This is a genomic window from Paenibacillus chitinolyticus NBRC 15660 (genome assembly GCF_000739915.1).
GTDB lineage: Bacteria > Bacillota > Bacilli > Paenibacillales > NBRC-103111 > Paenibacillus_F > Paenibacillus_F chitinolyticus.
The window spans coordinates 174,430-190,947 of record NZ_BBJT01000009.1; the positions used below are offsets into that span (position 1 = coordinate 174,430).

14 protein-coding genes are annotated in these 16,518 nt (G+C 56.7%); all 14 read left to right on the forward strand.

The annotated features are described in order from the left end of the window. The first annotated feature begins 19 nt into the window (after nt 1–19). Nucleotides 20–856, forward strand: coding sequence for a diaminopimelate epimerase (gene dapF / locus PCH01S_RS20960; protein ID WP_042232699.1), 837 nt, complete (start codon nt 20–22; stop codon nt 854–856). Between the two features lie 109 nt (nt 857–965). After that, nucleotides 966–2,858: a bifunctional homocysteine S-methyltransferase/methylenetetrahydrofolate reductase gene (locus PCH01S_RS20965; RefSeq protein ID WP_042232700.1), complete on the forward strand. Its 1,893-nt coding sequence runs from the start codon at nt 966–968 to the stop codon at nt 2,856–2,858. Between the two features lie 32 nt (nt 2,859–2,890). Next, on the forward strand, nt 2,891–3,775 hold the full coding sequence (locus PCH01S_RS20970) for a YicC/YloC family endoribonuclease (protein ID WP_042232702.1): 885 nt from the start codon (nt 2,891–2,893) through the stop codon (nt 3,773–3,775). Between the two features lie 31 nt (nt 3,776–3,806). Beyond that, nucleotides 3,807–4,067, forward strand: a complete 261-nt coding sequence (gene remA / locus PCH01S_RS20975; protein ID WP_009672664.1) for an extracellular matrix/biofilm regulator RemA — start codon at nt 3,807–3,809, stop codon at nt 4,065–4,067. Continuing rightward, nucleotides 4,057–4,689: a guanylate kinase gene (gmk, locus tag PCH01S_RS20980; RefSeq protein ID WP_042232839.1), complete on the forward strand. Its 633-nt coding sequence runs from the start codon at nt 4,057–4,059 to the stop codon at nt 4,687–4,689. The genes remA and gmk overlap by 11 nt, the downstream gene beginning before the upstream one ends. Before the next feature lie 9 nt (nt 4,690–4,698). Beyond that, on the forward strand, nt 4,699–4,914 hold the full coding sequence (rpoZ, locus tag PCH01S_RS20985) for a DNA-directed RNA polymerase subunit omega (RefSeq protein WP_042232842.1): 216 nt from the start codon (nt 4,699–4,701) through the stop codon (nt 4,912–4,914). Between the two features lie 164 nt (nt 4,915–5,078). Next, nucleotides 5,079–6,356 carry a bifunctional phosphopantothenoylcysteine decarboxylase/phosphopantothenate--cysteine ligase CoaBC gene (coaBC, locus tag PCH01S_RS20990; RefSeq protein ID WP_042232704.1) on the forward strand — a complete coding sequence of 426 codons (1,278 nt, stop codon included), beginning with the start codon at nt 5,079–5,081 and terminating at the stop codon, nt 6,354–6,356. Beyond that, nucleotides 6,341–8,917, forward strand: coding sequence for a primosomal protein N' (gene priA, locus PCH01S_RS20995; RefSeq protein ID WP_042232706.1), 2,577 nt, complete (start codon nt 6,341–6,343; stop codon nt 8,915–8,917). The genes coaBC and priA overlap by 16 nt, the downstream gene beginning before the upstream one ends. 168 nt (nt 8,918–9,085) lie before the next feature. Beyond that, nucleotides 9,086–9,568, forward strand: a complete 483-nt coding sequence (def, locus tag PCH01S_RS21000) for a peptide deformylase (RefSeq protein ID WP_042232709.1) — start codon at nt 9,086–9,088, stop codon at nt 9,566–9,568. Nucleotides 9,569–9,570: 2 nt separating this feature from the next. Continuing rightward, nucleotides 9,571–10,542, forward strand: coding sequence for a methionyl-tRNA formyltransferase (fmt, locus tag PCH01S_RS21005; protein WP_042232713.1), 972 nt, complete (start codon nt 9,571–9,573; stop codon nt 10,540–10,542). A 141-nt stretch (nt 10,543–10,683) separates the two neighbouring features. Continuing rightward, nucleotides 10,684–12,168, forward strand: coding sequence for a 16S rRNA (cytosine(967)-C(5))-methyltransferase RsmB (gene rsmB, locus PCH01S_RS21010; protein ID WP_042232716.1), 1,485 nt, complete (start codon nt 10,684–10,686; stop codon nt 12,166–12,168). Between the two features lie 322 nt (nt 12,169–12,490). Next, the gene (gene rlmN / locus PCH01S_RS21015; RefSeq protein ID WP_042232718.1) at nt 12,491–13,558 is read left to right on the forward strand and encodes a 23S rRNA (adenine(2503)-C(2))-methyltransferase RlmN; all 1,068 of its coding nucleotides are present in this window, start codon (nt 12,491–12,493) and stop codon (nt 13,556–13,558) included. A gap of 15 nt (nt 13,559–13,573) precedes the next feature. Beyond that, entirely contained in the window at nt 13,574–14,335 is a 762-nt protein-coding gene (locus PCH01S_RS21020; RefSeq protein WP_042232720.1) for a Stp1/IreP family PP2C-type Ser/Thr phosphatase, read from the forward strand. After that, complete coding sequence (gene pknB, locus PCH01S_RS21025) at nt 14,332–16,479, forward strand: Stk1 family PASTA domain-containing Ser/Thr kinase (protein WP_042232722.1); 2,148 nt, start codon at nt 14,332–14,334, stop codon at nt 16,477–16,479. Before PCH01S_RS21020 ends, pknB begins: the two co-directional genes overlap by 4 nt. Nucleotides 16,480–16,518: the final 39 nt, after the last annotated feature.

Consider the following 16,518-nt stretch of genomic DNA (forward strand, 5'->3'; position numbering starts at 1 on the left):
CTAGCGAGAGGGAATCCTTATGGAATTTACGAAAATGAACGGTCTGGGCAACGATTTTATCGTGCTGTCCGGCTATAAAGAACTTCCTGACAATGTGGCGGAACTCGCTGTCCGCTGGTGCAACCGGTTTTTCGGGATCGGCGCCGACGGGCTGGTATTCATTCTGCCCTCCGAGAAAGCGGACGTGCAGATGCGCATCATCAATTCGGACGGAAGCGAACCGGAGCAGTGCGGCAACGCGATCCGCTGCGTCGCCAAATATGTGTACGACCGGGACCCGGGCAAAAGAGAAGCCATTACGGTCGAAACGCGCGGAGCCGGCGTGCAGCAGGTGCATGTGACGGCGGAGAAGGGCATCGCCAAAGCGATCCGCGTCGATATGGGAGAGCCTGTGCTTCAAGGTCTCGAAATCCCGACGACAATCGACGCCGAGCGGGTGATTGACCAGCCGATCGAAGCGGGGGGGCGGACCTTCACGTTTACGGCGGTTTCGATGGGCAATCCGCACTGTGTCATCGACGTGGAAGACGCGCCGAGCTTCGATCTGGCCGCCTGGGGGCCTCTGCTGGAGCAGCATCCGCTGTTCCCGAACAAGGCCAACGTCGAGTTTGTGACGGTCCGTTCCAGAGATTACGCGGATATGCGCGTATGGGAAAGGGGAGCGGGGCCGACGCTGGCCTGCGGAACCGGAGCGTGCGCTACGCTCGTCGCTCTCGTTTTGACGGGAAAAACGGATCGCACCGCCACGATTTCGCTTAAAGGCGGCGATCTGCTGATCGAATGGAACGAGGCCGACAACCGGGTGTATATGACCGGGCCGGCCGCGGAGGTTTACAAAGGAAAAGTCGAAGAGTGACGGCCGGCGGCGCGAAGCCGCCGGTTTTACTTTAGAACGTAAAAAGCCTTTAAGTTTGCCGTTCGTTTGTGTTAAAGTATATGTACTATTTTGATGGGGTGGGAAGAACATGAAACCGGAACTCCGCCAGGTGCTTGCGCAGAAGATCCTTATCGGGGACGGAGCGATGGGGACCTACTTATATCAGCAGGGCTTTCCCGTCGGGATTTCCTACGAGGAGCTTAACCTGATTCAGTCTGAAGTGGTTGCCGACGTTCACCGTCGCTATTATGAAGCCGGTGCCCGGCTTATTGAAACGAATACTTTCTCCGCAAATAGGGAAAAATTATCCAAATACGGCCTTGAGCAAGAAGTCGAGGCCATCAACAGGGCCGGCGTCGAGCTGGCACGCAGTTCGGTCGGTCAGGATGCTTACGTGGTCGGAGCGATCGGCCCGATCCGGGCGGGCATGCGCAAGAACGTCCGCACGGCGGATGTCGAGGATGCGCTGCGCGAACAAATTCTCGTGCTGCTTGATACTCAGGTGGACGGGCTGCTGCTGGAGACGTTCTACGATCTTGAGGAGATGCTTATCGCGCTGCGCCTGATCCGTCAGCTCAGTTCGATTCCCGTCATCTGCCAGTTCGCTACCGAAGGAATCAGCACGACGCACGACGGTATTTCCCTGGAGGACGCGTTCCTCCGCTTGAAAGAGGAAGGGGCCGACGTGATCGGATTTAACTGCCGCACGGGTCCCAACGGCATTCTGCGTTCCCTTCAAGGAGTCGCCCAATTGAGCGACATCCCGTTCTCGGTTTTCCCGAACGCGGGTATTCCGGACTACGTGGACGGCCGATATTCGTATGCCGCGACGCCGGAGTATTTTGCCGAAAGCGCGCTGCGCTTTGCCGATTTAGGCGCCAGGATCATCGGCGGCTGCTGCGGAACGACACCGGAGCATATCGCGGCTATGGTCAAGGCTCTCCAGGGCTATGAGCCGAACCGGAGCGAAGTGTATGCGGCGGAATCCGTTTCCGCTGCGGAACGGGCTGTCGTGACCGAAGCCGCTCCGCAGACGTCCGTCCGGGAGGCGGATGTCGAACCTACTCTGGTCGATATTGTGAAGCAGCGCCATGCGGTTATCGTGGAGCTGGACCCTCCGCGCGACCTCGATATCGGCAAGTTCATGGAAGGAACGAAAGCTCTCCAGGACGTGCATGTGGACGCCATTACGATGGCCGACAATTCGCTGGCCGTGACGCGGATGAGCAATCTTGCGCTCGGCATGCTCGTGAAAGAACAGCACGGGGCGCGTCCGCTCATTCATATCGCCTGCCGCGACCGCAACAGTATCGGCACGCAGTCCCACCTGATGGGCCTGCACGCGCTGGGGATCGATCACGTGCTCGCCGTGACGGGAGATCCCGCGAGATTCGGCGATCTGCCGGGCGCAAGCTCCGTCTATGACATGACTTCGTTCGAAATGATCCGCATGATCAAACAGCTCAACGAAGGCATCGCTTTTTCGGGCAAGCCGCTCAAGAAGAAAGCCAATTTCATCGTTGGCGCGGCTTTTAATCCGAACGTGAAGTATTTGGACAAGGCGGTCCAAAGACTGGAACGGAAGATCGAGTCCGGCGCCGATTATATCATGACCCAGCCCGTCTATGATCCGAAGCTGATCGAACGCATACACGAGGCGACCAAGCATCTGGATGTTCCCGTTTTCATAGGCATCATGCCTCTGGCCAGCGGCCGGAACGCGGAGTATTTGCACAACGAGGTTCCGGGTATCCAGCTTTCGGACGAAGTGCGTGCCAGAATGACGGGACTCGAAGGGGAAGAGGGGCGCAAAGAAGGCGTGGCTATCGCCAAAGAACTGCTTGATGCTGCAATGCCTCTGTTTAATGGCATTTATTTCATGACACCGTTCCTTTTTTACGACATGAGCGTGCAGCTTACACAGTATGTCTGGCAAAAAGCCGAGCGCTGTGAATTGCTCTTGTCCCCCCTTTTAAAATGAATTACAATAGGTTAATGGATGTGAGCCCCTATATGATACGAAGTATGACCGGATTCGGACATGCCTCGCTTTCTTCGCAAGGCTACCGGGTGTCGATTGATATCAAAACCGTGAATCACCGCTATTGCGACATCTCTGTGCGTATGCCCAAAGAATGGATGGCCTACGAAGACACCATCAAGAAAACGGTACTCCGCTTCATTAAACGAGGGCGTGCCGATTGCTTTGTGACGATTGAGCGGGACTCCGCTTCTAATAAATCGGTAACAGTCGACTGGGCGCTCGTGGACGGATACATGCAGGCTGCCGAGCAGCTTCGCCAGAAGCATGGCTTAACCGGGGAGCTGCATTTGTCGGATCTCCTCAAACTGCCGGATTTGCTTGCCATTTCCGAGCAGCGCGAGGGGAACGACGATGCGCTCGCCGATCTTTTGGTTGCCTGCGCGGAAGGAGCGCTGGCCGAGCTGAACGGCATGAGGGAGAAAGAAGGCTCCCACTTGTCGGAAGATTTGACCGTCCGGCTGACGATGATTGAAGATCTTAACGTCGAAATGAAACGTTACGCCCCTGAAGTCGTCCGGGAATATGCCGTGAAGCTGCGCCAGCGGATTCAAGAGCTGCTGACGGATCAAGTTCCGGCGGATGAACAGCGGCTCGCAGCCGAGATAGCCTTGTTTGCGGACCGCTCCAATGTGGACGAAGAGATGACCCGGCTGCACAGCCACATCAGCCAATTTAGGCAGCTGCTCGGTTCCCGGGAACCTGTCGGTCGCAAGCTCGATTTTCTCATTCAAGAAATGAACCGCGAAGCAAATACCATCGGCTCCAAAGCGGGACACATCGAAGTGTCAGGCAGGGTCATTGAGCTGAAAGCCGAATTGGAGAAAATGAGAGAACAAATACAGAATATCGAGTGAACCGCTGACGGTGTCACGAGGAGGAAACTCAATGGCCATCAAATTGATCAACATCGGGTTCGGTAATATTGTTTCGGCAAACCGTATCATTTCGATCGTAAGCCCCGAATCCGCTCCGATTAAAAGGATCATTCAGGAGGCGCGCGACCGCCATATGCTGATTGACGCGACTTACGGGAGAAGAACCCGCGCCGTCATCATTACGGACAGCGACCATGTGATCCTATCTGCGGTTCAACCGGAGACCGTTGCTCACCGACTTTCTAACAAGGACGATGATCATGACGAGTAATACAAATACACTGGAACGGGATAGAGGAATTCTGATCGTGCTTTCGGGCCCTTCGGGCGTCGGCAAAGGAACCGTGTGTTCCGCGCTTCGCAAGATATCGCCGGAGCTGGTCTATTCTGTTTCCACCACAACCCGCAAGCCTAGAGAAGGCGAAGTGGAGGGTGTCAATTATTTTTTCAAATCGAAAGACCAGTTCGAACAATTAATCGCTTCCGACGAGATGCTGGAATATGCCGAGTACGTGGGCAATTATTACGGTACTCCTCGCCGCTTTGTGGAAGAAACGCTCGCCTCCGGCAAGGACGTTATCCTGGAAATCGAAGTGCAGGGCGCTTTGAAGGTCAAGGAGAAGTTTCCTGAGGCGACTTTTATCTTCCTGATTCCGCCTTCTCTGGCCGAGCTGGAGAACCGTATCGTGACTCGCGGTACGGAAACGAACGACATTATCCGCAGCCGCATGTCCGTGGCTGTCGACGAGATTCGTTTGATGCGGCATTACGATTATGGTATCGTCAATGACGAGGTACACAAAGCTTGCAGCAAAATCCAGGCCATTCTTATGGCTGAACATTGTAAGTGCGACCGGATTTTACCCAGATTGGAACAATGGATCGGAGAGTGAATGACAAGTATGCTGTATCCTTCAATTGATAAACTGCTCGACAAAGTGGATAGCAAATATTCGCTCGTAGTTGCCGCCGCTAAGCGCGCAAGATCTCTTAGAGACGGTACGAACACCCACCTGCAGGATATTAAATCCCACAAGCAGGTTGGAGTGGCCCTGGAAGAATTGTACGGGGATCTTGTGAAGTACGAGAAGATCGAAACCAAAGAAGACGCCGAATAGGAGCCCAAGCGGTCCGTTCGGCCCAAAGCGGCAGTCCCTGTGACTGCCGTTCTATGTATACAACCGTATGCTGCGATCCTGAAATAAGAACGGATGCAAGTATGCCGGATATCAGGACAACCCATTGCGGTTGTTATTTTTTTCTTGCCGGGAGGGAACTGCCGATGTTATCAGGTAAAACAATCGTAGTCGGCGTATGCGGGGGTATAGCCGCTTATAAGGCGGCTGCGCTTTGCAGCAAGTTGAGTCAGGCAGGGGCGGACGTGCGGGTGATTATGACGGAGTCCGCGGTCCAGTTTATTACGCCGCTCACTTTCCAGTCGCTGACCCGTAAGCCGGTAGCTGTCGATACGTTCGACGAGAAGGAAGCGGCCGTCATTTCCCATATCGACTTGGCCGACCGTGCGGATTTGGTTGTGGTCGCTCCGGCGACGGCTAACATGATCGGGAAAATGGCCCACGGGCTGGCGGACGACATGCTCAGCACGACGCTTCTCGCTACAACAGCCCCGGTCATGGTGGCTCCTGCCATGAACGTGCACATGTACACGCACCCGGCGGTCGCGGACAACATGAGAGTGCTGCAGGAGAGGGGCGTCCTGTTTGTGGAGCCCGGAACCGGCCAACTGGCATGCGGTTATGTCGGACAAGGGCGCCTCGCCGAACCCGAAGAGATTTTTGCGCGGATCGCCGCGTATTTTCAGCCGGATACACCGCTTCAAGGCCGGAACGTGCTGGTGACGGCCGGAGGGACGGTCGAGCGTATCGATCCCGTGCGTTACATTACAAACGATTCCTCGGGCAAAATGGGCTACGCTATTGCAGAAGCTGCCAAGCGGCTCGGGGCGAACGTTACGCTCGTCAGCGGGCCTTCCGCTCTTCCCGTGCCCGCAGGGGTCGAAAGAATATCCGTCACATCCGCTCTGGATATGTACGATAAGGTTATGGCCCGTTTTGAGAAGACGGATCTCGTTTTCAAAGCGGCTGCGGTCGCCGATTACCGTCCTGCGGAACAACGCGAGCAGAAAATGAAAAAATCCGGGGAAACCCTTACGATCGAGCTTGTTAAAAATCCCGACATCCTGCAAGCTCTCGGAGAAGCCAAAACCCGTCAGTTCGTGGTCGGCTTTGCGGCGGAAACCGAACGGGTGGATGAGTATGCGCAGGGTAAGCTTTTGCGTAAAAAATGCGATCTGCTTGTCGCCAACGATGTCTCCATGCAAGGAGCGGGCTTTGGAACGGATACCAATGTGGTGCGTATCTTCGATGCCGGCGGACTTGTGGAAGCGCCGCCCATGATGACCAAGGCGGCCATAGCCGAACATATCGTCCGGCTGGCGGCCAGCCGTCAGCAGATGCGTCAACAGGGGGCGGAGACTCCGGAACCGGACGCTGAGGAACCGGGGGCAGACAAAGGGGAAACGCCATGTTCGCCAAAGTGATAGTCGATGTCCCCGCCAAGCAGACGAACCGGGCATTCGATTATTCGGTGCCCCCTTCTCTGCAGGGCTGGGTTGAAGTAGGAAGCCGTGTCGGCGTTCCTTTCGGTCCCCGTGTGCTGCAGGGGTTTGTGGTGGAACTTCACGAAACGACAACGGTCGACCCCAAAAGATTGAAAGCGATCCGTCATGTGTTGGACGCCGCTCCTCCTTTGACGGAAGAACTGGTACAACTGGGGCATTGGATGAGCAGCACGTATTTGTGCCACGAAGTAACCGCTCTGCAAGCCATGCTTCCCGGGGCGCTGAAAGCCAAGTATGAACGCTTCGTACAAGCCTCGGAAGCGGGAAGTGCGGGCCGAACGGAGCTTCTGCTTTTGCTGCCGGCTCAGGAGAACATTTTGAATTATTTACGCTCAAAAGGAAAGGCGAAGATGGAAGATCTTCTGGATGCCTTTCCGGAAGACGGCGGGCTGATCCGTCAAATGCTGGACGAGGGTCAGCTTGTCGAAACCCAGGGGATGAAGGACAGGCTCGCGACGAAGAAAGCTCTGACGGTATTTCCACCCGGGGCTCACGAAGCCTCGGAAGCCGCGACGGAAACTCATGATGCAGGGACGTCCGGCAATGCTCCGGGATTGGGCGGTTCCGCCGACTTGCTAGCCATCGCAGAAGAACTTCCTGCCCGCTCCCATAAGCAGAAAGAGGTTCTGCGCTACTTGCACGAGAACCCCCGGCCGATCCGCCTGACGGAACTAATGGACAAGCTCCAGGTCGGTGCCGGTACGGTAAAAGGGCTGGCGGACAAAGGCTGGATCGGCCTGCGTGAAGTGGAAGTGATGCGGGACCCGTACGCGAACCGCCATTTCGAAGAAACGAAGCCGCTGCCGCTGACGCCGGAACAGCAGTCCGTTTATGACGACATCGCCGCCACGCTGGACAGCCGCAGCCACCAGGTTTATCTGCTCCAGGGCGTGACGGGCAGCGGGAAGACGGAAGTGTACCTGCAGGCCATCAGCCGCTGTCTGGAGCAGGGGCGGGAAGCGATCGTGCTCGTGCCGGAGATTTCACTGACTCCCCAGATGGTGGAGCGGTTTAAAGGCCGCTTCGGAGACGAGGTCGCCGTGATGCACAGCCGGCTTTCGCTGGGAGAGCGCTACGACGAATGGCGCAAAATTATGAGACGCCAGGTCCGGGTTGTCATCGGGGCCCGTTCGGCCGTGTTCGTCCCGTTCCGGCAATTGGGTCTGATTATCATTGATGAGGAGCATGAATCTTCTTACAAACAGGAAGAGAGTCCGAAGTATCACGCACGGGATATCGCCGCCTGGAGAGCCCGTTACAACGGAGCGGCCGTGGTACTGGGATCGGCGACTCCTTCGCTTGAAAGCATTCAGAAAACGAAGGCGGCCCCCGGCGGCAAGCCGGAATACAAGCTGCTCAAAATGAAGTCTCGGGTCGCGGGACGCCCTCTTCCGCCCGTGCATATCGTCGATATGCGGGAGGAACTGCGCAGCGGGAACCGGTCCATGTTCAGCCGGCTTCTTCACCGCGGGCTGGAGGAACGGCTCCTGAAGGGAGAACAGACGGTTCTCCTGCTAAACCGCCGGGGCTACGCCACATTCGTCATGTGCAGGACGTGCGGCTATGTAGCCGGCTGTCCGCATTGCGACATCTCGCTGACGTATCACCAGGTGTCGCGGACGCTGCGCTGCCATTACTGCGGCTATGCCGAAAGGCAGATGGAGCTGTGTCCCGATTGCGGGTCGGAGCATATCCGGCACTTCGGAACCGGAACCCAGCGGGTCGAGGAAGAGCTCGTGAAGCTCTTTCCCGGCATCCGCGTCATCCGGATGGATGTGGACACTACGACCGAGAAAGGCTCTCACGAAAAGTGGCTGACGATGTTCCGCAACAAACAGGCGGACGTCCTGCTTGGGACCCAGATGGTCGCCAAGGGCCTGGACTTCCCGGATGTCACTCTTGTCGGGGTTATTGCGGCAGACACGGTGCTGAATCTGCCCGACTTCCGTTCCGCCGAACGCACCTTCCAACTGCTTACGCAGGTGGCGGGCCGGGCCGGGCGCCATCAGCTGCCGGGCGAAGTGTTCGTCCAGACGTATACGCCGGAACACTACAGCGTCATTACGGCGAGCCGCCACGATTACGAAGGTTTCGTGGAGGAGGAGCTTCCGCACCGTCGTAAACTCGGCTATCCGCCGTACTGCCGGCTTATTCTCATCACCTTGACCCACGAGCAGGTGCCGCTCCTGGTCCGGACAGCGGAAGCGGTGGCCCAGCGTCTTCGGGAGCTCGGGGCCGCCGAACAGGAGAACGTTTTTGCGTCCGGTACGGGGGAGGACTTTTTTATGAATGTGCTGGGTCCGGTAGCTTCGCCTATTCCGAGGATCAAGGATAGATATCGGTTCCAATGCGTGGTAAAATATCGTGGGGAGGCGTCCGCTTCCCGTATTGTGGCCAAGGTTCTGGATGAATTTGCCGAGAGGACGACGAAAGATAAGCTGACGATCAGCGTGGACGTCGATCCTCAAATGCTCATGTAGTCCGCGTGTTCCGGAACGGAAAGCCCGGTGTAAGACGGAACCGGATGGATGTCCGTGCCGATATGCGTATATAAGCGGCGGGAAACTCATACGGATCTCTTAAACCCATTCAAGGGCTATAAGGCCCTTGCCCTCATAGAATGACTTTAAAGAAAGCAGGTGGATGGAATGGCCATTCGCATGATTGTTAAAGAAGGAGACTCTGTGCTGCGGGAAACCGCCAAACAGGTAACGAAATTTAATTCCAACCTCCATAAGCTGCTCGACGATATGGCGGATACGATGTACGATGCGCCTGGCGTCGGTCTGGCCGCTCCGCAGGTGGGCATTCTCAAGCGTGTCATCGTGATGGACGTGGGAGACGAGAACGGACTGATCGAGATCGTTAATCCGGTCGTTGTCGAACAAAGCGGCGAGCAGATCGGACCGGAAGGCTGCCTGAGTATTCCGGGCCTCGAAGGAGAGGTTAAGCGTCCGTTCAAGGTAAAAGTGAAAGGCCAGGACCGCAACGGCGAAGAGTTCGAGCTTGAAGGCGAAGAACTGCTGGCCCGCTGCATCATGCACGAAGTGGACCACTTGAACGGTGTCCTGTTCACGGATCTGGCGATCCGTCTGTACCGCCCTGAACTCGAAGAAAAAGAGGAACGCTGACCGTGAAGCTGATTTTTATGGGAACTCCGGATTTCGCGGTTCCTTCCTTGAGGGCGCTTATCGAGGGCGGCTACGATGTGGCTGCCGTCATAACACAGCCGGATCGGCCGAAAGGGCGCAAGCGCGTGCTGACGCCGCCCCCCGTCAAAGTGGAGGCCGAGAAGCACGGCATCCCGGTGTTTCAGCCGGAGAAGCTGCGCACGTCCGACACGGTCGATGAAATCCGGAGAATTTCTCCGGACCTTATCGTGACGGCCGCATACGGCCAGATTTTGCCCAAGTCGGTACTCGATATTCCGCGCCTGGGCTGCATCAATATCCATGCCTCCCTTCTGCCGAAATACAGGGGGGGCGCTCCGATTCACCATGCGATTATACAGGGCGAGCAGGTGACGGGCGTTACCATCATGTACATGGCGGTAGGGCTGGATACGGGAGATATGATCAGCAAGGTTGAAGTTCCGATCGGGGACGACGACACGACCGGCACGATGTTCGACAAACTTAGCCTGGCGGGTGCGGAGCTGCTTAAGCGTACGCTGCCCGAATTGATTGCGGGTACGGCCCGGGCTGTTCCGCAGGATGATTCCCAAGCGATATATTCGCCGAATATCAACCGCGAAGACGAGAAAATCGACTGGAACCGGTCTTCTAAGGATATCTGGAATCTGGTTCGCGGATTAAATCCTTTTCCGGGCGCTTATACAACCTGGAACGGGGAAATCCTGAAAGTATGGGTGTCCAAAAAGCCCGAAGACCTCGCGCCAGGCGCGGATAGAACGTCTGAAGGCTCGACCGGCGCAGGGCTTAAGCCAGGCACGGTTATCGGAGCGGACGAAGACGGAATCGAAGTGGCTACAGGCGACGGAAGCCTGAAACTGCTGAATGTCCAGCCTGCCGGCAAGAAGGCCATGGAAGCGGCTCAGCTTGTACGGGGAAGCTCCATCGGGAAAGGCACCGTTTTGGGTGAATAGCAGACGCGTGGCACGTAATGCGCAGGAATTTTCGGTGAATGACCGACGGTTCCTGCGTTTTTCCGTAAACGATGCATAAGCCCCTGCCAAGCGATGATTCTAAAGCAGGCGCCGCATACGTACGATTTTAATAAGCAAAGGATGTGTGCAAGTCCCGTGAAAAAAAATGAGCCGGATAACCGGAAGGGACAAGCCGGGGGCGACAGCGGTCCGGCAAGCCGTTCTCGGACCGACCGGAGAAACAGCCAGGCCGCAAAGCCGAAACGAGAGCATGTAAAAAAATCGGCGCGCGACGCCGCGCTCAGCGTATTGACAGGCGTCGAGGAAGCGGGTTCCTACAGCAACCTCAAGCTGAATCAGATACTGCGCGAAGCGGATCTCCCGCGTCCGGATGCCGCTCTGGCTACGGAAATTGTGTACGGAACGATCCAGAGACGGAATACAATCGACTATTACTTGGCGAAACTGGTGACCAAGGGGCTCGGCAAGCTTCAGCCCTGGGTACGCAGTCTGCTCCGGATGAGCTTGTATCAGCTCCTGTATCTGGAGCGTGTGCCCGACCACGCGGTTGTTAGCGAAGCCGTTAACATAGCGAAGCGCCGGGGCCATCAAGGAATCTCCGGCATGGTCAACGGCGTGCTGCGCAGCGCCATCCGTCAGCGTGCGGAGCTAACGCTTCCGCAGGGGATGACGGACGCGGAGCGCATTTCGCTTGAGCATTCCCATCCCGAGTGGCTGGTCCGGCGCTGGATCAAGCAGTATGGGGCCGAAGCGTGCGAGCGCATCTGCAAGGCGAACAACGAGCCGCCGCACGTCAGCATCCGCGCGAATGCGCGCCGCCAGCATCAAGACGCTCTGTTGGAGCAGCTTCGGCTGGGCGGATTTGACGCCGAGCCTTCGGCACTGTCGCCCGCCGGCATCGTCGTATCCTCGGGCGGAAACATGGCGCTGACGCCGGGCTTCGGCCAGGGCGACTACTCCATCCAGGACGAAAGTTCCATGCTCGTTGCCGAAGCGCTTCAGCCGGAGGCCGGCATGACCGTCCTGGACTGCTGCGCCGCTCCGGGCGGCAAAACGGCGCACATCGCCGAGAAGATGGACGACACCGGCACGGTGTGGGCCTGCGACCTGCATCCTCACAAAAAGCGGCTGATCGACGAACAGGCCCAAAGGCTGGGCCTGAAGTCGGTCCGCACCTTGGTGAAGGACGCCAGGGAGCTTGCCGGGGAATTCGAGCCGGCCTCGTTTGACCGCATCCTGCTTGACGCTCCCTGTTCGGGCTTCGGCGTCATCCGCCGGAAGCCCGACCTGAAATGGGGCAAGCGGGAGGAGGACATCGCCGGGATCGCGGCCGTCCAGCAGAGCATCCTGGAGGCTGTTCACGGTCTGCTCAAACCCGGCGGGGTGCTTGTCTACAGCACGTGTACAATCGAGCGGACGGAGAACGAGGACGCGGTGGCTCGCTTCCTGGAGGCCCATCCGGAGTTTGTCTTTGATCCGATTCCGACAACAGGCTGGCCGGAATCCGCGCCTCTGGAGCAGGCGGCTTCGGGCATGATCTCGATTATGCCGGACCGGTACGGGACGGACGGCTTCTTTATCGCCCGGATACGGCGTTTGGCGTAAGCTGCGGATAAAAAGAACGGGACGGGTGAGCAGCTCCGGTTCGGCATCGCGATGTCGTTCGGGGAGGAGGCGCCTGCAGGCTGCTCTCCCTCTGCCGCCCGGCTCGTCCGTTTGCGATTTTGCATCGTGCAGCCCGGATGAATCCGTTAAACGCTCCGGCCGCAGCTCAGCACGCTAGGCGGGGGCAGTTCCTTCCGCTGCCTTCAATCGAACCGGACTCACCCGCGGAGTTAGTGTGTTTAGCCGTCTTTTATGCTAAAATAGGAAGGATTCGGCTGGAAAACCCATTTTTTTATTTGGAAATAAGTTAGGTGTGATTACTGTGAAAAATAAAACCTTGCAAGTAGATAAACCTTTTGTGTACGACTACAGTCTGGAAGACTGGAAGCAGTGGACCGAAGAGAACAAAGAGCCGGTCTTCCGCGCCGGACAGATTTTCGACTGGCTGTATGTGAAACGTGTCACGGACTTTGAAGAAATGACGAATTTGTCGAAGGCGCTTCGCGAGAAATTGAAGGCCGGCTTTTCCTTCGTCACACTGACCGAAATCGCCAAGCAGCAGTCGAAAGACGGAACGGTGAAGTTCCTGTTCGAGCTGGCGGACAAAAACGCGATCGAGACCGTCATCATGAAGCACAGCTACGGCAACAGCGTATGTGTGACGACTCAGGTCGGCTGCCGGATCGGCTGCACGTTCTGCGCCTCCACACTCGGCGGATTGAAGCGTGATTTGCGCGCGGGCGAAATCGTCGCCCAGATTGTCAAAGCGCAGCAGCTCCTCGATGCCACGGGAGAGCGCGTGAGCTCCATTGTCATCATGGGAATCGGCGAACCGTTCGAGAACTACGATGCGATGATGAAGTTTTTAAACATTATGATTCACCCGAAGGGTCTGAATATCGGCCAGCGCCACATCACCGTTTCGACCAGCGGTATCGTGCCGAACATTTACCGATTTGCGGACGAGGATACGCAGATCAATTTGGCGATTTCCATCCATGCGCCCAATGATGCGCTCCGTTCCAAGTTAATGCCGGTTAACCGCCGGTTCCCGTTCGCCGATCTGATCGAGTCGTGCAAATATTACATGGCCAAAACGGGCCGCCGCATCACGTTCGAGTACGCTCTGATGGGCAACGTAAACGACCAGGCCGAGCATGCCGAGGAACTCGCCGAAGTTCTGAAGGAACTGCCGATGTGCCACGTTAACCTGATTCCGGTCAATTACGTGCAGGAGCGGGATTACGTACGGACGACGCGCGACGATATTTTTAACTTCCAGCGCATTCTGGAACGCAACAAAATCAACGCAACCATACGCCGTGAGCAGGGCAGCGACATTGCCGCCGCCTGTGGACAACTGCGGGCCAAGCATATGGAAGCGAAATAACGGAGTGAAATGCGGATGAAAATGGTGAGTGTGACAGATACCGGCCGGGTCCGGTCCGTAAATGAAGACAGAGCCGTTATTCAGCATGACGTCGGAGGGTATTCCTTGGCCATTGTGGCCGACGGAATGGGCGGTCATCAAGCGGGCGACGTCGCCAGCCAGATGACCATCGATATCATCCGGGAAGAACTCAAATCCCTGAGTTCCTCGATGACGGTCGAAGAATGCAAGCTTGCCGTGAAGGAAGCGATCCGTTCGACCAACCGCAAGGTGTTCGAATATGCCTCCGCCAGGGAAGAGCTTCAGGGAATGGGCACGACCGTCGTCGTTCTCCTGGCATCCGGACAGCTGGCCATCCTGGGGCATATCGGAGACAGCCGCGCTTATAAAATTAGCGGGCCCTCTATTCTCCGTTTGACGGAGGATCATTCTCTGGTGAACGAGCTTTTGAAGAACGGCCAGCTGACGCCGGACGAAGCGGAGCGCCATCCGCGCCGCAACGTACTTACCCGGGCGCTGGGGACGGAACCGGATGCGCAGCCGGACGTTCAGCATCTGAGTCTGGAGAGCGGAGATATTCTCCTTCTTTGCAGCGACGGACTGAGCGGACTGGTCGATGACCAGACGATCCTGTCGATCGTGCGCGGAGAATCCGAATTGGAAGCCATGGCTCAGAGCCTGCTTCAGGCTGCTCTGGATGCGGGCGGAGACGACAACATCACGATCATTCTTGCATCGGGAGACTCAGGACCCGCTTCGGGAGGGGATCCCGCATGATTGGAACGAAGCTGGGTGGCCGCTATGAAATTCTGGAACGCATAGGCGGGGGAGGAATGGCCCTTGTTTACAAAGGGCTCGATATCCTGCTCCACCGCAAGGTGGCCGTCAAAATGCTCCGCCAGCAGTACGTGAACGACGAGGAGTTCATCCGCCGTTTCCGCCGGGAAGCCCAGGCGGCGGCATCGCTTTCCCATCCCAACGTGGTCAGTATTTACGACGTGGGTCAGGAAGGCGATCTCCATTACATCGTGATGGAGTATATCGAGGGAAAGACGCTGAACGAAATTATCAAAGAGCGGGCCCCGCTGCCTGTCGAGGAAGCGGTTCATTATGCGGCCCAAATCTGCGATGCTCTGGAACATGCGCATCATAACGGAATTATTCATCGGGACATTAAACCCCATAATATTCTGATCGGAAAAAACGGCCGCGTTAAAGTGACGGATTTCGGAATCGCCCGCGCGGCTACTTCTTCTACGATCACACAGACGGGTTCCGTCGTCGGCTCGGTTCACTATTTCTCGCCGGAGCATGCCAAAGGAACCAATACGGGAGAAAAATCGGACCTGTATTCACTTGGGATCGTGATGTATCAAATGCTGACGGGCGAGCTTCCGTTTCACGGCGAAAGCCCGATCAGTGTGGCTTTGAAACATTTGCAGGAAGACGCCGAGGATCCGAGGCGGATTAATCCGATGATTCCGCAAAGTCTGGAAAACATCATTCTCAAAGCGGTGCGCAAAAAGCCCGATGAGCGGTACCAGTCCGCCCGCGCCATGATGGAGGATCTGGAAACCTGTCTGCAGCCCGAACGCCGCAACGAACCTAAAATAAGCTTCCATCACGACGATCATGACGATGACGAGAACACGCTCGTTCTCCCCGCCATCCGTCCTAATCAGCAGGTGCAAATATTCGATGACGAAGATGATGAGGAGGAGTCGGGGGGCCCTGGAAAAACGGAGTCCGCCGCATCCAAATCGTCCCCGCCGCCGAAGAAAAAGAAAAAGACAGGCCTGTGGATCACGATACTCGTCCTGGTCGCTCTGCTGCTGGCCGGCGCCATTTATTTCGTGCAGGGGAAAGTAGTCGTTGCCGAGGTTCCGGTCCCTAACGTCAAAACGGATACCCTGCAGAAGGCCCAGGAAAAGCTGACCGCCGCCAAACTCGGTTACGAAGTGGAAGAGGTCGCCGACCCGCAGCCTGCGGGAATCGTTATCGATCAGAATCCGCAGGCGGGGATGAAAGCCAAAGAGCAGACGAAAGTCAAACTCAAGGTCAGCAAAGGGCCTGAATTAAAGAAAATGATTTCGGTGGTCAATCACAACGTGGATGACGCCAAGGCTCAACTGATCCAGGGGCTCGGTCTTAAAGAGGATCAAATCTCCATTACGTACCGGTACTCCGAAGACCAGGAAGCGAATACGGTTCTGGAGCAGACCCCGCGCGAAGGCGAAGACCTGAATCCGGCCGCAGCCGCAGTCAAGCTGATCGCGAGCAAAGGCAAAGAAACGATCAAGATGCCGGCTCTTGTCGGCCTGTCGAAGGAAGAAGCCATCAGCCGGATTACCGTCAGCAAATTAAAGTTGGGAGCCGTCACCGAAGAGCCCAGCTATAAAGTAGCCAAGGGCAAAGTTATCAAGCAGTTCCCTTACGAGCCGGATAACGACGTTCCCGTCGGCCAGTCCATCGGTTTGATCGTAAGCTCCGGCATGCCGCAGGAAGCGGGTCAGATGATTGTCAACGTGCCGCTGGTTCCTTCGTCGGAAGGAAAGAAGTCCACGTTCAAGGTGCTTGTGAGCGACGCCCAGGGCGACAACCGCGAATACCGGACCGAGACCATCTCCTCGCCGTCGGCAGTCGATGTTAAAGTGATCGTCGCACCGGACAAAAACGCAGTCATTACCGTCAAGGAAGACGACAAGGTCGTAAGCGTCACGACGCGGACTTACCAGGATTTCTTGAACCAGCAGTCCGGCAGTCCCTCGCCTACACCGACTCCTCCACAGACCGGAGGACAGACTTCGATGCAGCAGTCCGGAGGCTCCAAGCTTATTTCCAGCGGCGGAGAAGAGAAGGGTAAAGGCAAGGATAAGGACAAAGACAAGGACAAGGATAAAAACAAAGATAAAGATGACTAGAACCGACATCGGGATTCGAAAAGGAGGACGAGATCCGCA

Bases quoted from the DNA above. Each gene is read 5' to 3' on its own strand.
- dapF (WP_042232699.1), top strand. From the start codon at position 20: ATGGAATTTACGAAAATGAACGGTCTGGGCAACGATTTTATCGTGCTG.
- gmk (WP_042232839.1), top strand. From the start codon at position 4,057: ATGACGAGTAATACAAATACACTGGAACGGGATAGAGGAATTCTGATC.
- remA (WP_009672664.1), top strand. From the start codon at position 3,807: ATGGCCATCAAATTGATCAACATCGGGTTCGGTAATATTGTTTCGGCA.
- pknB (WP_042232722.1), top strand. From the start codon at position 14,332: ATGATTGGAACGAAGCTGGGTGGCCGCTATGAAATTCTGGAACGCATA.
- PCH01S_RS21020 (WP_042232720.1), top strand. From the start codon at position 13,574: ATGAAAATGGTGAGTGTGACAGATACCGGCCGGGTCCGGTCCGTAAAT.
- coaBC (WP_042232704.1), top strand. From the start codon at position 5,079: ATGTTATCAGGTAAAACAATCGTAGTCGGCGTATGCGGGGGTATAGCC.
- PCH01S_RS20970 (WP_042232702.1), top strand. From the start codon at position 2,891: ATGATACGAAGTATGACCGGATTCGGACATGCCTCGCTTTCTTCGCAA.
- def (WP_042232709.1), top strand. From the start codon at position 9,086: ATGGCCATTCGCATGATTGTTAAAGAAGGAGACTCTGTGCTGCGGGAA.
- priA (WP_042232706.1), top strand. From the start codon at position 6,341: ATGTTCGCCAAAGTGATAGTCGATGTCCCCGCCAAGCAGACGAACCGG.
- rsmB (WP_042232716.1), top strand. From the start codon at position 10,684: ATGTGTGCAAGTCCCGTGAAAAAAAATGAGCCGGATAACCGGAAGGGA.
- rpoZ (WP_042232842.1), top strand. From the start codon at position 4,699: ATGCTGTATCCTTCAATTGATAAACTGCTCGACAAAGTGGATAGCAAA.
- PCH01S_RS20965 (WP_042232700.1), top strand. From the start codon at position 966: ATGAAACCGGAACTCCGCCAGGTGCTTGCGCAGAAGATCCTTATCGGG.